The sequence below is a fragment of the Brevibacillus gelatini genome, assembly GCF_050920745.1.
Classification (GTDB): Bacteria; Bacillota; Bacilli; order Brevibacillales; family Brevibacillaceae; genus Brevibacillus; species Brevibacillus gelatini.
On record NZ_CP154342.1, the window covers coordinates 319,380 to 335,000 of the forward strand.

General features: G+C 53.9%; 12 protein-coding genes (1 of these 12 cut by a window edge). 11 read left to right on the top strand and 1 reads right to left on the bottom strand.

Features of this window, described 5'->3' with window-relative positions:
- Positions 1 to 27: 27 nt before the first annotated feature.
- A complete protein-coding gene (locus tag AAFJ72_RS01870) occupies positions 28 to 2,031 on the bottom strand; it encodes an ABC transporter ATP-binding protein (protein WP_122904710.1) in 2,004 nt (667 codons plus the stop codon).
- Between the two features lie 288 nt (positions 2,032 to 2,319).
- On the opposite strand from AAFJ72_RS01870, the gene AAFJ72_RS01875 reads away from it, so the two are divergent.
- The 11 genes from AAFJ72_RS01875 to AAFJ72_RS01925 all read left to right on the top strand — a co-directional run.
- Positions 2,320 to 3,219: a phosphotransferase family protein gene (locus AAFJ72_RS01875; protein ID WP_122904711.1), complete on the top strand. Its 900-nt coding sequence runs from the start codon at positions 2,320 to 2,322 to the stop codon at positions 3,217 to 3,219.
- A gap of 38 nt (positions 3,220 to 3,257) precedes the next feature.
- Positions 3,258 to 4,454, top strand: coding sequence for a glycosyltransferase family protein (locus AAFJ72_RS01880; RefSeq protein ID WP_122904712.1), 1,197 nt, complete (start codon positions 3,258 to 3,260; stop codon positions 4,452 to 4,454).
- A 28-nt stretch (positions 4,455 to 4,482) separates the two neighbouring features.
- Positions 4,483 to 6,105, top strand: coding sequence for a transglycosylase SLT domain-containing protein (locus AAFJ72_RS01885; RefSeq protein WP_122904713.1), 1,623 nt, complete (start codon positions 4,483 to 4,485; stop codon positions 6,103 to 6,105).
- Between the two features lie 222 nt (positions 6,106 to 6,327).
- Complete coding sequence (locus tag AAFJ72_RS01890) at positions 6,328 to 7,977, top strand: AraC family transcriptional regulator (RefSeq protein ID WP_432775858.1); 1,650 nt, start codon at positions 6,328 to 6,330, stop codon at positions 7,975 to 7,977.
- 109 nt (positions 7,978 to 8,086) lie between these two features.
- The gene (locus AAFJ72_RS01895; RefSeq protein WP_432775859.1) at positions 8,087 to 9,088 is read left to right on the top strand and encodes an iron-hydroxamate ABC transporter substrate-binding protein; all 1,002 of its coding nucleotides are present in this window, start codon (positions 8,087 to 8,089) and stop codon (positions 9,086 to 9,088) included.
- Positions 9,089 to 9,108: 20 nt separating this feature from the next.
- Positions 9,109 to 10,116, top strand: coding sequence for a FecCD family ABC transporter permease (locus AAFJ72_RS01900; protein ID WP_432775860.1), 1,008 nt, complete (start codon positions 9,109 to 9,111; stop codon positions 10,114 to 10,116).
- Positions 10,109 to 11,131: a FecCD family ABC transporter permease gene (locus AAFJ72_RS01905; RefSeq protein WP_432775861.1), complete on the top strand. Its 1,023-nt coding sequence runs from the start codon at positions 10,109 to 10,111 to the stop codon at positions 11,129 to 11,131. The genes AAFJ72_RS01900 and AAFJ72_RS01905 overlap by 8 nt, the downstream gene beginning before the upstream one ends.
- A 292-nt stretch (positions 11,132 to 11,423) precedes the next feature.
- Positions 11,424 to 12,653: an MFS transporter gene (locus tag AAFJ72_RS01910; protein WP_432775862.1), complete on the top strand. Its 1,230-nt coding sequence runs from the start codon at positions 11,424 to 11,426 to the stop codon at positions 12,651 to 12,653.
- A gap of 91 nt (positions 12,654 to 12,744) precedes the next feature.
- Positions 12,745 to 13,137 (top strand): MmcQ/YjbR family DNA-binding protein, encoded by a 393-nt coding sequence (locus tag AAFJ72_RS01915; RefSeq protein WP_432775863.1) that lies wholly within the window; start codon positions 12,745 to 12,747, stop codon positions 13,135 to 13,137.
- Positions 13,138 to 13,264: 127 nt separating this feature from the next.
- Entirely contained in the window at positions 13,265 to 14,647 is a 1,383-nt protein-coding gene (locus AAFJ72_RS01920) for a sigma-54 interaction domain-containing protein (protein ID WP_432775864.1), read from the top strand.
- A gap of 407 nt (positions 14,648 to 15,054) precedes the next feature.
- On the top strand, positions 15,055 to 15,621 hold the 5' portion of the coding sequence (locus AAFJ72_RS01925) for a GntP family permease (protein WP_432775865.1). Its footprint extends 816 nt past the window's final position; the window shows 567 of its 1,383 coding nt (coding positions 1–567); the start codon lies at positions 15,055 to 15,057; its stop codon lies beyond the right edge, outside the window.

The following is a 15,621-nucleotide window of genomic DNA, read 5'->3' on the forward strand; positions in this document are numbered from 1 at the left end:
TTTATATTTGTCATGCGTGTAAAGGTGTCACACCAGCACACCGCCGCCGTAGCGTTCAAATTCTTTTCTGGTGCAGGCGACATAGTGGCCTGGCTCGATTTCCCGCAGCACTCTTTCCTCGTCCTGGTTTTGCAGATACGCCTGATCGTCGAACACGATCCGCTTGCGGTTGCGCTCGTAGTCCGGGTCTGGCAGCGGAATGGCAGAGAGCAGGGACTTGGTGTACGGGTGAATCGGATTTTCGTACAGGCGGTTGCTTTCCGCCAGCTCGACGATGCGGCCGCGGTACATGACGCCGATGCGGTCGCTGATGTATTTGACCATCGACAGGTCATGGGCAATGAACAGATAGGTCAGCCCTTTTTCTTTTTGCAGACGTTTGAGCAGGTTGATGACCTGCGCCTGGATCGACACGTCCAGCGCGGAGATCGGCTCGTCGGCAATGATAAACTCAGGATCGACTGCAAGAGCGCGGGCAATCCCGATGCGCTGGCGCTGCCCGCCGCTAAATTCATGCGGGTAACGGTTGGCGTGCTCGCGGTTGAGACCGACTGTTTCCAAAAGCTCGTGCACTTTCGCCATGCGCTGCTCTTTGGTAGCCAGCTTGTGAATATCCAAGCCTTCCGCAATAATATCGGATACAGTCAGACGAGGATTTAGGGACGAATACGGGTCCTGAAAAATCATCTGGATTTTGCGGTTCAGCCATTTTTTCTCTTCGCTCGATTTTTTGCCGTGGACGCTTTTGCCTTTGAACAGCACTTCGCCGTCTGTAGCGTCATACAGGCGCAGAATCGTCCGGCCGGTAGTGGATTTTCCGCACCCGGATTCGCCTACGAGTCCGAAAATCTCGCCTTTGTAGATGTCAAAAGTAATGCCGTCGACCGCCTTCAGGACTTGTCCGCCGCCAAGGTCGAAATGCTGCTTCAGGTTTTTGACTTCGATGAGCTTCTCGCGCTGGTCGTACGAGAGCGCTTTTTGCGGGCGCGGACTCTCGGCTTTCTTCTCCGCAGAAGCAGTTCTGCGGCGCACAGCAGAAGCGGGCGGGTCGATCCGTGGAGCCATTTCATGCAGCAGCCAGGTTGCCGCGTAGTGCGTGTCGGAGATTTTGAACATCGGTGGCTCATACTCCAGATCGACTTTCAGCGCATACGGGTTGCGGGCCGCAAACGCATCACCGACAGGCGGCTTGAACATGTCCGGAGGCGAGCCGGGAATCGACATCAGCTCTTCGTCGTCTGTATCGAGGCTAGGCATCGAGCCGAGCAGGCCCCATGTGTACGGATGCTTCGGATCGTAGAAAATCTCATCGACTTTGCCGATTTCGACAATTTTTCCCGCGTACATGACAGCCACACGGTCAGCCATGTTGGCTACGACGCCAAGGTCGTGCGTAATGAAAATGATGGACGTGCCCATCTTTTTCTGGATGTCCTTGAGCAACTCCAAAATTTGCGCCTGTATGGACACGTCGAGCGCGGTCGTCGGCTCGTCGGCAATGATGACTTTCGGATTGCAGGCGAGTGCGATCGCGATGACAATCCGCTGGCGCATCCCGCCGGAGAACTGGTGCGGGTATTGATCGACGCGTTCTTTTGCAAACGGAATCCCAACCAGCTCCAGCAGTTCAATGGCGCGAGCGCGCGCTTCGGAGCGTCCCAGCTTTTGGTGCTTGATAAAGCTCTCCATAATCTGGTTCCCAATCGTCATGGTCGGGTTGAGCGAGGTCATCGGGTCCTGGAAAATCATCGAAATATCGCGGCCGCGAATCTCCTGCATCTCTTTTTCCGACAGGGTGACCAGGTCTCTTCCTTCAAACAGGACTTGTCCTTTCGGAATACGTCCCGGCGGAGAAGGGATGAGCCGCATGAGTGATTGCGAGGTAACGGATTTCCCGGAGCCGGATTCCCCCACGATGGCCAAAGTCTCTCCCTTGTACAAATCGAAGGACACTCCGCGCACCGCTTTTACCTCACCTGCATACGTGTCAAAGGACACATGCAAGTCCTTTACTTCCAAAACTTTTTCCATAGAATCGTTCCTTCCTCAGCTGATTCTGTGAGTAAACAACCCGCCATTTATGTGCAACAATCTCTCTAATATGAATTTTTGCGAAAATGAAAATCATTATCATCAATTATACTATATTTGCTGAGCATTGGTAAAAAAATTTTTTCCATTAGCACATCTATAGCGGCAAAGCCCCAAATGTTGCCGGAAAGGCCACATTAGGGGCTTTTTTATCGTTGCCTTTCGTAAGCCAAGTCATACAATACAACAACTGAGTAAGAACGCGGTCTGGAAAGGGGCGTATTTCGTGTGCAACTTGACCCTTTGCGCAAGCTGCTGCAAGAGCGTTATCCAGAGCTACGTAACGAATCATTCCGGGTGGACGATACAGGCTGGAGCAATTTTGTCGTCATCGTGGGAGAGAAAATGATTTTTCGCTTCCCCAAGACCGAAGAAGCCAAGGCGATTATCAGCCGGGAGATGCAAATCTTGCCACAGCTCAGATCGATGGTGCCTGTGGCGATTCCGCAGTTTGTCTATTCTTCTGCGCCGACCGACGACATCAAGTACGTCGGCTATCCGATGATTGTCGGCAAGCCGCTTTATCGGGAAGAGATGAGCGGGCTGTCTGAGCAGGAGCAGGAGAAGGTGGCGGAGGCGATTGGCGGATTTTTGAGCGGCTTGCATGCCTACCCGTTGGAAAAGTCGTTCGACAAGGCGATTGATCCGGGATTGACCCGCGTTTTTTATGAAAACTTGCTCGCCCGGATTGAGCGGAAGGCTTTTTCCTACATGCCTGTCAAGCTGCAGCAGTGGACCCGGCAAACCTTCCAGTCGTTTTTGGCGAACCCGGATTACTTCCGGTTCAAGCCGGCACTGCTGCACAACGACTTGAAGCCGGAGCATCTGCTCTACGACTTTGAAAACAGACGACTGAACGGAATTATTGATTTTGGAGCGATGGGGGCAGGCGACCCTGCCTATGATTTTGTTGGGATATACCGGGCGTATGGCGCGGCATTTGCCCATAAAGTATTGAGCTATTACAACCGGGAGATCGACGCCACGTTTTTGGACCGGATCACAACGTTTTACGTCAAGACGATCAGCTTCTGGACGCTCTTTTACGGGATTGACAGCGAGAATCCAAAGCTCATCCAGTATGCGCTTGGAAAGCTGGAGAGGTTTGCCCAGCCAAGAGGGACGTAATCGAGCGGAAACAGTAGGAAGGACGGCGAGGTGAGGAAATGCGCGTATTGTTTTTGGAAAGTCATCCGATGTGGATTCACGGACTGCCAAACGGGTTTCGCGACTCAGGACACGATGTGATGATCTCGGGACCGCTGACGGAACAAAACATTCCGGAAATGCTGCAAGAGTTTCAGCCGGACTTGATTGTCATGATCGGCTGGGGGCCGGAGCAAACCCCTGTCAAGCTGGACTGGATTCATCGGCATGTCCATCAAACAGATGTGCCGCTCGTGTACTGGGCGACAGAAGACCCTACGTTTACCGAGAGCTTTACAATGCCGCTGATTCAGAGGGTACAGCCCGATTTCGTCTTTACCATCTGTTCACAGCGCCTGGACTATTACGCGCAGCGAGGGATCAAGGCGGCGCACATGGATTTCGGATTCCACTCCAGTATCCATTGTCCCGTTCCAATCGAGGAGAGGTATAGAACCTCTATCGCCGTTGTCGCCAACGCTTATCCGCATGTATTCGAGCAGTACACCGGGCACTATCGGCTGGTGTCGCTGTTCACACTGATTCGCCCCCTGCTTCACGAGGGGATACGCATTGATTTTTACGGGCGGGACTGGGATAAAATGAAGCCGTATTTGGGGCTGGATATTCCCAAGGAGTGGATTCACGGGTATTTGTCCTACCCGGATGCCCACAAGGTCTACAGCTCGGCAGAGATCATGATCGGCCTGCAAAACTACGAGACACAGCTGACACAGCGGACGTATGAGATATTGGGGTCGGGAGGATTTCTCGTTACTCAGGATACAGAGGCCGTCCGCAGCATGTTTACGTCGGGAAAAGACCTGGTCGCGGCTGCTTCGGCTACAGATACGCTGCAAATCATCGAGCATTACCTGCAGCATCCCAAGGAGCGAAAAGAAATACGGGAGCAGGGAAGACTGGCTGTTCGCCATGCCAGCTACCAGCATCGCGCCGAGTACATGGTCGAGGTGCTGCAAGCGCAAGGGCTGTTGCCCCAATCAATCGCGACGGCGGCAGGGCAAGGCCAGTGGATTTCCTACATGGATCGGATTCGCGAGCGGTACGAGGTGCACGATGTACGCCCCGGCGATACACTGTGGAAAATTGCCCAGACGTACGGTGTGACCATCGAGCACATCATGAAGGAGAACGGGCTGACTTCCTACGATATTTATGTGGATCAGTATTTGAAAATCAGGGAGCGACAGCCATAAAGCAATTTTGAAGTGTCGGAGGGAGCACATGCGAATTTTGTTTTTGGAAAAAAGCCAGGCGCTCCTTCACGGATTAACGTACGGGTTCCACGATGCCGGTCATCACGTGCTGATTTCCGGGCTGTTGACCGGGCTGCATCTACCTGCTTTGCTTCAATCGTTTCAGCCATCCCTCATCGTCATGACAGGCTGGGGGCCGGAGCTGACGTTGACACAGCAAGCGTACATTTGCAAGCAAATCAAACAGGCCAAGGTGCCTTTGGTTTACTGGGCGGAGGAAGACCCTGCTTTTGTGCACATCTGGTCACTGCCTGTCGCTTTGCGCATGCAGGCTGATTTTGTTTTTACCGTCTCCCCGGAAACAGTTTTTGTCTACAGGGAGGCTGGAATCCGCGCGGCGCACATGGATGTTGGCTACGACGAAGAACTGTATCGGCCAGACGAGCGTGCAAACGGGCCACGCATCCCCGTGGCCGTTGTCTCTCCTGCCAGCCCGTATATGTACCGGCATCAGCTTGAGCACGATCTCGCGGGTGCACTGCATACGCTCATCTGGCCGCTGCTTTCGCTTGGCGTTCCCGCCCGTTTTTACGGCAAGGAATGGGCGCAAATGAAGCCGTTTTTTGGCTTGAACATTCCGCATGACTGGATTGTGGAGCAGACAGGCCAGATGGAGGCGCGACAGGTCTATCAGCACGCCGATCTCGTCATCGAGGTGCAGTCGGCAGAAAAGTCAATCTCGGAGCGGATGCTGGCAGCAGCGGGAAGCGGCGGTCTGCTGCTCACACGCGACACTCCCGGGCTGCGGCGTATTTTTACCCCAGGCTATGATATGCTGGCGTCATCCTCGCCGATACAGACGGCCAATTTGCTCCGGCACTATCTGGAAAGGCCGGAAGAGCGAAGGACGCTGCAAGCGAACGGGCTTCGGACCGTTCGTTCTCATACTTACGGGCAACGCACCCGATTTATGCTTCGCACGCTAATAGAAGAAGGGATTCTGGCTGCGGATGCGGCAGATTGCTTGCATGGCAAAAAGGAACCTGGCTGTCCGCCGCAGCCGGTGTGCATCACAGACAGCTTGCACACCGTCCAGCCGGGAGAAAGTCTGTGGCAAATTGCCCAAGCGTACGGCACGACTAGCGGAAAGCTCCAGCAGGCAAACCGGCTCGTTTCCGACCTGCTCCATGTCGGGCAGCTTTTACGCATTCCGCCAAAAACAGCAGAGGACGGGGAGCAGTTCCCCCAAATCAAAAAGTGGCTGGATCAGGCGGCGCGTCTGTTTCAGCTCGATCCGCTGCTGCTTTACGGGATCGCCTATGCCGAGTCGGATTTTGGCCAAAATGCGGGCATGAGCACGGCAGGCGCGTTTGGCATCATGCAGCTCAAGGAAAAGACAGCAAAAGGATTGGGTGTGGATCGAACCGATCCGTGGCAAAACATTTTAGGCGGCGCCATGTACATTAAAGAGATGCTGTATGAATTTGACGGCGACCTGCCGATGGCGTTGGCAGCGTACAACTGGGGGCTGAACCACGTCTGGCAGGCTGTTCGCCAGGGGGGCAAGCAGTGGCTGACGCTCGCGCCGGAGGAAACCCAACACTACGTCATCAAGATCATGAAGTACATGAGCGAGGCGGGGAGAATTTGAGCCGCTTGCAAGAAAACAGATACCGCGACAAGCGACAGAAAGCTCGGCTTTTTTGAGGCGGAGCTTTTTCATTTTTTCCGTACTGCTGACAGGAGATAGGAAGTGAGCGCCTGTTTTGGTATACTTTTATCATGATAATGAGAATTATTTTCAAAATAAACATCCAGGTACATAGAACAGTTCCGTGTGAAATATTCAGGAAGGCAAAAGGTGTGACGAATGATGAGCGATAGACAAGCCTTGTTTCGGGAGTTTACTGAGCATGTGATGGCGGATGTCATTTTCAAGCTTCGCGATATTGCCTGGGTGAAAGGAGATGAGCATGAACGCCTCCGCCAGCAGTTTACGAACGCGCACATCTTGCTGGTAGTAACCGGAGGACGCGGCCGGCTGCGCCTGGAAAGCGTGGAGCATCAGCTGCGCCAGGATGCGATCTACGTCTGCCCGCCGATGAGCACCTTCGGAATCGACATGGACTCCGCAGACGACCTGCGAATGTACGTGCTGCGTTTCGATGTTTTTAGGGAGTCGCAAAAGCGGAAAAGACAATTGCGCGTATTGCGCGAGGAGCATGAATTTCCCCTGGTGGGCGAAGTTTCCGTCAACTCCGGCGGGCAGCTTGTCATGCAGTGTGATTCAATCGCGGAGCAATGGCAGCAGGAGGGGGGAGTCGCCCGTTTTCGCAGCCAGATTTTGTTTCAGGAGCTGTGGCACCACATCGTGAAGGCTGTCGATTTTTCCGCCCAAGACTCTGCTACGGCGCTGGAGCGGGCGCGCGCCTACATGGAAGAGCATTACTCGCAAAACATCACAATCGAGCAGCTGGCGCGCATTGCGGAAGTAAGTCCGAAGTATTTTGTGGACTTGTATAAAAAGACGTACGGCGTATCGGCGATGGACTATGTCACACAGTTGCGCATCAGCCGGGCGAAGCAACTGATGGCCCAGTCCCACGCCAAGCTGCGGGAAATCGCGCACCAGGTAGGCTACAACGACGAGTTTTACTTCAGCCGCAAATTCAAAAAAGAAGTGGGCGTTTCTCCTACGGTTTATATGAAAAGCCGCCACCGCAAAATCGCTGCCTACAGGGCGCCGCTCATCGGGCAGATGCTCGCGTTGAAGATGATTCCGTATGCGGCTCCACTCCACCCGAAATGGACGGCCTACTACCACCAACACTACCGCCACGACATTCCCGTCCACTTGAGCGCGTTTCGGCAAAATGAAAACTGGAAGGCGAACATCGAGATGCTGCAGGAAGTCAGGCCGGACGTTATCCTGTCTTTGGACAAGGCCAATGAGCAGGAGAGGGAACAGCTCGGCAGGATCGCGCCGACGCTGTTCGTGCCTTTTGAAGAGCTGGGATGGCAAGAGCAGTTGCGGATGATTGGCGATTTTTTGGGCGAGTCGGCAGAAGCAGAGCATTGGCTTGCCGCGTACGAGGAAAAGCTGGGCCGAGCGCGGGAAGGGCTGCGGCAAAAGCTGGGCGACGAAAAGCTCCTCATCTTGCGCGTGTTCAAGCACGAGCTGGCCCTCCACTGCAACCGCAGCATGCACGACGTTTTTTACAACGGCCTGCAAATGAATCCCGCCTACGTCACGCAGGCGGAGGTGTACGACCAGTCCGTGACGCTGCAGGAGGTAGCGGCGCTCGACCCGGACAGGATTTTGCTGCTCGTCTGCCAGGAAACAGAGACGTTGGAGCGTTTCCGGCTGCTCAAGCAATCGGTGCATTGGCAAGACTTGAAGGCCGTCCGCAACAACCGGACGCAGCTGATTACGGCAGACCCGTGGCGAGAATATTCGGCGATGGCCCATGAACGGATTATCGATCAATGCGTGAAGCTGCTTTCAGGAGATCGTCCATGTTGAATCTGGATATCGTCTATGGTCGCAGACAGGCAGATGCTCTATAATCACGAATGATAATCGTTATCAATAATAAATGTTACACAAATAGGTGAGAGGGGCTTTTCAAAGGATGAAAAAGATATACCTTGGCTTTAGCATCGCGATGCTAGCCATCGCACTGACGGCGTGCGGCGGACAGCAGGCAGCGGATTCCAACGCGGCAAACAACAACACAGCACCTGCTGCAACTACTACAGAAAAACCTGCGGCAGAGGCAACCCAGCAGGAAACTCGCACGCTCAAATATCTGGATAAAGAATACACTGTTCCAAGCAAAACGGAGCGCATCGTCATCACAGGCAGCATGGAGTCCATGGAAGACGCGCTCGTGCTCGGCGTAAAACCGGTTGGAGCAATCTCTGTCGGCGGCAAGTTCCCGGAAATGTTTGCACCCATCACCGGGGAAGCGCAATCCATCGGGGAGAAAACCCAGCCAAACCTGGAAACGATCCTGTCTCTGAAGCCGGACGTCATTTTGGGCAGCAGCAAATTCCCGCCAGAAACGATGGAGAAGTTGGACAAAATCAAAACGACTTTCCCGGTATCGCACATTTCGACCAACTGGGAAGCCAACCTGCTCTTGCTGGGCGAGTTGACGGGCAAACAGGCAGAAGCGCAAAAAGTGATCGACGACTACAAAAAAGACGTAGAAGCAGCCAAAGCACAGCTGGGCGACAGCCTGAAAGACAAAAAAGTCGTCGTGATTCGTCTGCGCAGCGGCAACATCAACATTTATCCGGAAAAAGTATTCTTCAACCCGTCCCTGTATGCTGACCTGGGCCTGACAGCTCCGGCGGAAGTAAAAGCAGCGAAGGCGCAAGAAGTCGTATCCCTGGAAAAATTCAGCGAAATCAACCCGGATTACATTTTCGTTCAATTCTCTACGGACGAGAACAAAGACAACCCGAAAGCTTTGGAAGACTTGCAAAACAACCCGATCTGGAAGAGCATCAACGCTGTGAAAAACGGCAACGTATTCGTAAACGTGGTGGATCCGCTCGCACAAGGCGGAACAGCCTGGAGTAAAGTAAACTTCCTGAAGGCCGCTGTTGAAAAATTGTCTGCCAAGTAGGAGTAGGCGAGGGGAATCGCATGCAATCGAAAAAAGCAGTACCTGTCCTCCTACTTGCGGTTTCGCCCATGGCGATTGTGCTCGTGATCGTGCTCTCCATTTTGTACGGGGCCAAAGAGATCGACGCGTACACCATCTATCAGGCTCTCTTCCGGTTTGACGAAGGGAATGTGGACCACCAGATCATCATGCACTCCCGCCTGCCGCGCGTGTTGGGCGCACTTTTGATCGGAGCGTTTTTGGCTATATCGGGGGCACTCATGCAGGGGATGACGAGGAACTACCTCGCGTCCCCCTCTATTATGGGGGTATCCGATGGATCGGCTTTCGCCATTACGCTTTGCATGGTGCTGTTGCCTGCTGCCTCGAACACGACGATGATCTTTATGTCGCTCGCCGGATCGGCAGCAGCGGTCATGATGGTACTCGCTTTGTCCAGGTTGCTGCCAAACGGTTTTTCGCCTGTTGCCCTGGCTGTGATCGGGACGATCACGGGCACATTTTTGAGCAGTGTCTCGGCGGCAATCGCTTCGTATTTTCAAGTCTCGCAAAACGTCAGCTTCTGGTACAACGCCCGGCTTCACCAATTGGAGCCGGCGTTGATCTCGCTTTCGATTCCGTTTGCAATCGTCGGCATTGTCATGGCCTTGCTTTTGTCCAAGTCGATCACGATCCTGTCGCTGGGCGAGGAAATCTCGCTCAGTCTGGGACAAAAGACGATGCTGGTCAAAGTGCTGGCTACGGCAACCGTCGTCATTCTCACGGGCATTTCGGTCGCACTGGCCGGAAAGATCGGCTTTGTCGGCCTGATTATCCCGCACATCACCCGCTTTTTGGTCGGGCTTGACTATCGCTGGATCGTTCCCTGCGCAGGCGTCTTGGGTGCCGTATTCCTTGGGCTGGCGGACGTGCTCAGCCGCTTTTTGAACAGCCCGTTCGAGACGCCCATCGGAGTAGTGACTGCGTTTATCGGCGTACCGTTCTTCCTCTATCTGATTTACAAGAGAGGGGGAGGCAAGCATGCCTGAGAAAAAAAGCAGGTTTCGTCTGCTGCTGACCGTAAATATTTTGCTGATTGTTGCGGCTGTATACATCAGCCTGACAAATGGTGTGTTCGACATATCGGTGATGGATGTGGTACGCACCTTGCTGCGCATCGAGCCATCCGCCGATCACGATCTCGTCATTTTCGATTTCCGCTTGCCGCGCATCGTCATTGCCGCTTTGGTCGGCTTTGGCCTGGGCATTGCCGGAGCAGTCATTCAAGGCATTACGCGCAACGGCCTGGCGGACCCTGGAATTTTGGGGATCAACGCCGGGGCAGGGGCGGCGATTGTCGCATTCATGTTTTTCTTCCAGGGAAAATTTACGGGCACAAGCTGGTTTTCGATCATGGCGATGCCGCTTTTCGGTTTGACCGGAGGCTTGCTCGCGGCAGCGCTGATTTACCTGTTCGCCTGGCGCAAAGGAACGCTTGACCCGCAACGGCTGATCCTGGTCGGAATCGCCATCGGCTCAGGTCTGGGGGCTGTGTCGCTGTTTCTGTCGCTGAAAATGGACGCGAACGACTTTGAAATGGCAACGGTCTGGCTGACAGGAAGCATCTGGAATGCGAACTGGACGCACATTGCGGGAATGCTCCCGTGGCTCCTCCTGCTGTCGCCCGTCCTGCTGCGCAAAGCCCAGGTGCTCGATTTGATGCAGCTTGGCGAGGATTCCGTCAAAAGCCTTGGGGTGTCAGTAGAAAAAGAGCGCAACTACTTGCTGTTGTCCAGCATCGGGATCGTCAGCGCCTGCGTCTCTGTGTCCGGTAGCATCGGGTTTGTCGGCTTGATGGCGCCACACATCGCCAAGCGCCTGGCGGGGATTGCGCACAGATACGTCCTGCCGCTGTCTGGCACGATCGGAATGTTGATGGTGGTTGCCGCAGACTTTATCGCCAAAACCGTGTTTACCCCTGTCGAGCTGCCGGTGGGGATTGTCATCGCGATCATCGGCGTGCCGTATTTTTTCTATCTGCTCAGCAGAGCGAAGCCTGTGTAGACAAAGTGCAGGACAAGATTGGAAAAATTTTTGTTGCCACGCGATAACTTTTTGTGGTATTCTTGGCTCATTCTACAAGGAAGGGTGACCATCAAGCCAATGATCTACTAACTCCTATTTCCACAAAAGCAATCGGATCATGACGATGCGTTTTTGGATGGGAGTAGTATGTGCATATTGGCGTATAGATGGTAGAGCCTTTGTCTTTTCTTGCAGAAGGTTTCTATGTCTTTTTGGTGTCGATATGTAATGCCTCCTGTCCAGATCGTAAAATGGATAAGGAGGTTTTTTTATGGCCAAAATGCTGCAAAACCGCTATGTCAGGGCTATTTTGTTGTCGGGTCTGTTTTTGCAAATCGGGATCTGGGTGCGCAACTTCGCCATCCTGCTTTACGTCATGGACCATACCGGAGGCGACCCGTTCGCTGTGTCCATGATTTCGGTAGCGGAGTACGCGCCGATTTTCCTCTTCTCGTTTATCGCGGGGACGTTTGCCGACCGCTGGCGACCGAGGCGGACGATGGTCTGGTGTGATCTGCTCAGTGCCTTGTCGGTAATCGCAGTGCTCATCACGTTTATGCTCGGAACGTGGAAGGCGATTTTCTTCGCTACACTGATCTCGGCTGTGCTCTCCCAGTTTTCCCAGCCGTCAGGGATGAAGCTGTTCAAGCTGCACGTACCTGCTGAACAACTGCAAGCCGGGATGTCTGCCTACCAGACGCTCTTCGCCGTTTTCATGGTGCTTGGCCCGATTTTGGGTACATTTGTGTTCCAGCAATGGGGAATGGAAGTATCCATGGTCATTACGGCTGTCGCATTTCTGGCTTCTGCTGGCGTACTGTACCTGCTGCCGCCTGACCGTGTGGAGACAGAGGAGAAAAAAGACTCTGCCCTGCTTGCGGAAATGGCGAGCGGCATCCGCTACGTGCTCTCCAGCCGGGTGCTGTCGCTGCTTGGCGTCTGTTTCATGGCAGCAGGCTTCGGTATTGGAATGGTGCAGCCGTTGGCGATTTTTCTCGTAACCGAACAGCTCCATCTGCCGAAAGAAAGCCTGCAATGGCTATTGATGGTGCAAGGTATGGGCATGATTGTAGGCGGGGGGCTGACGATGTCGCTGGCCAAAAACGTTCCCCCGCAAAGGCTGCTCGTCATGGGCATGCTCGGGAACGCGGTTGCCCTTGGCATATGCGGGGTGTCTACGCAACTTTGGCTGACACTTTTGGCCCAACTGGTTTCCGGACTGCTTTTGCCCTGTATCCACATCGGGATCAATACGATGCTGCTCAAATATACGGAAAGCTCCTTTATCGGGCGGGTTAACGGGATTTTGACCCCGCTGTTTACAGGCGCCATGGTCATCATGATGAGCATATCCGGAGTGCTGAAGCAACATCTTCCGCTCGTCATCATCTACGCCTTCTCGGCTGCTTTGTTCATTATCGGGTTGAGCTTTATTTTGCCGCTGTATCGGATGAAAGAAGGAAAGGTCGGATCCGACGCAGAACAGGTTGGATCGTATTGAGATAATGTGATGTTGGCGGATGCTCTGGCCACGGCCTCAGCGAAAGTGAGCCGGACCAGAGCTTTTGCAAAAAGAGCGGGGGTGCTGTCAGGTGGTGCACGTGCGAATTTCATCCAGGGAAGGTCTGGCAATGGAAGCGGCTGTAAGAGAACTGGCCATCCGTCTGCCAGAGGTAACGGAAAAGGTGGACAGTTTTGGGCATACGTCTTTTCGGGTAAACGACAAGCCGTTTGTCCTGATGGGCGAGGGCGGTGCTGACGGGCCAGTCTTGTCCTTCAAGGTGCTCAAGACGACACAGGAAATTTTGCTTGCGCAGGAGCACTTTTACAAAACACCTTACATCGGCCACCACGGCTGGGTGTCGATTCACGCCAAAAATATTGCGGACTACAGCATGCTCGCAGACTACTTGCTGGAGGGCTATCTGTGCGCAGCGCCCAAGCGTCTTGTCAAGCAGATGCAGGCGAAAGCGCAGGCGCAGTAAAGCGGTCCTGTTTGTGCTTTTTATGGAAAAAGCACGCTTCCCCTGATGTCTCCTGCTATAATTCATAAGTAACGAGCTGTGAACGAACGTTCGGCGCAGCGAAATTCCAGGCAAAGGGGGAGCCGTGTTGGATTGGAATCTCCAGCAAATCAGCAAGCTGCTTGAGGTCGTCTTCGAGAATGCCCATGAGCCGATGATTGTGACGGACAGGGACGGCAAAATCCTTTTGATGAACCGGAGCTATCGGGAATTTTTGAATGTGCAGGACGTCATCGGCAAGCCAGTGACGGAGGTCATCGAAAATACGCGCATGCATATCGTCGGCCAGGCGGGCGTAGCGGAAATTGCCGATATTCAGCAAATCAAAGGGCAGAAAATGATCGCCCACCGCATCCCGATCATGGACGAGGGCAAGGTCATTGCCGTGCTCGGGACGGTGCTGTTTCAGGATGTGCAGGAGCTGACTGCCCTGGCTGCGATGGTCGATCAGTTGAAGGACGAGCTGACTTACTATAAAAAAGAACTGCGACGCAGGATGGGCGCGACCTATCATTTTGACCAGATCGTCGGTTACAACCAAAAGCTGCAGGAGCTGAAAAAATTCGCGCAAAAGGTAGCGAAAAGCGATTCGACGGTGCTGATTACCGGAGAGAGCGGCACAGGCAAGGAACTGTTTGCCCATGCGATTCATGCGCAGAGCAAGCGGAAAATGGGGCCGTTCATCCGCGTCAACTGTGCGGCTATCCCTGATTCTTTGCTGGAGTCCGAGCTGTTCGGCTATGAAGAAGGCGCGTTTACCGGGGCGGTGCGCCGCGGGAAAAAAGGCAAGTTCGAGCTGGCCAATCACGGAACTATCCTCCTGGACGAGATCGGAGACATGCCGCTGCCGCTGCAAGCCAAGCTGCTGCGGGTGCTGCAGGAAAAAGAAGTGGAGCGGGTCGGGGCTGTGCGGACGACGCCGATTGACGTGCGAGTTATCGCTTCTACCAATCTGGATTTGTTGCAGCGCATCAAGGAAGGAAAGTTTCGCGCCGACCTGTACTACCGCCTGAACGTCGTCACCCTGTCGATTCCTCCGTTGCGAGAGCGGCTGGAGGATTTGCCGGAGCTTGTTTCCAACCTGCTCAAACAACTCAGCGAGTCTACGGGTGTCACGGTCAAGGTGATCGACGAGGACGTGTGGCCTGTGCTGCGCGGCTACTCCTGGCCGGGCAATGTGCGGGAGCTGCAAAACGTGCTGGAGCGGGCGCTGCATCTGGTGGAAGACGATGTGCTGAGAAAGGAGCACATTTGGCTGCCGGCTTCTGATGAAGTGGCGCAAGTTGCTGCTGCTTCACCGTCTGGCAGGGAGCTGCGGCCGCTCAGGCAACTGCTGGAAGAGACGGAGCGGGAAGCGCTTATGCTTGCGATGCAGCAGACCGGGGGAAACAAGCTGGAAGCGGCAAAGCTTTTGCAGATCAGCAAGTCCAGCTTTTATGAAAAGTGGGAGAAGTATCAACAGAAAAAATAGCGGCAGTGCTTTTCGAAGCTGGGACACGGTGGACGAGCCGTGGTCCCGGCTTTTTTGATCGAGAGAGCGCTGGCGCATTGAGCTTAATTCCGCGTTTCCGGAAAGCGAAAAGAGAGCAGACGGGTAGTGGCAGAAGGTTTTGACTTTTCGATCAGATGAACTTTGAGGTGATTTTTGCCGGATTCCATAAATGCGGACGCGTTTTTCCGGAAATCCGGAAGTTTTTGCAAGCGCTATCATTTTGCTGTTGCGGCCCGTTTGGTCAAAAGCGCGTCTGATTGCGATTTGTCGGAGTTTGGCTCAAGTTGGCACGATCCATGCAATCCAAGAAGAAATGTAAGCGATTTCTTTTGGTGGGTACACACACTATGCTCCCCAGGCGGAGGGCCATTTGAAAGGAGAATTGTATGATTATTGAAGTGTTGTCCATCGTGATCGCGCTTGGTCTGTTGATGTTTTTTGCGTACCGGGGCTATCCTGTGATCGTCTTTGCCCCGATTTTTACGCTGCTGGCAGTCGTGATGTCGGGAATTGCGCTTTTGCCCAGCTACACGGAAACATTCATGACCAACGCAGCCAACTATGTGAAATCATTTTTTCCTATCTTCCTGCTTGGTGCGATTTTTGGAAAAGTGATGGAGCTGAGCGGTGCCGCTTCGTCGATTGCGCATGCAATCGTGAAAGCGCTTGGCTCGAACCGCGCGATCTTGGCGGTCGTTCTGGCATGTTCGATTTTGACGTACGGCGGGGTGTCGCTGTTCGTCGTCGCTTTTGCTGTTTACCCGTTTGCTGCCGCGATTTTCCGTGAAGCAAACATCCCGAAACGGCTCATTCCGGGAACGATTGCGCTCGGGGCATTCACCTACACGATGGATGCTTTACCGGGAACGCCGCAAATTCAAAACATCATTCCGACGACGTATTTCGGTACCGACGCCTACGCGGCTCCGCTTGTGGGGATGATCGGGGCGATC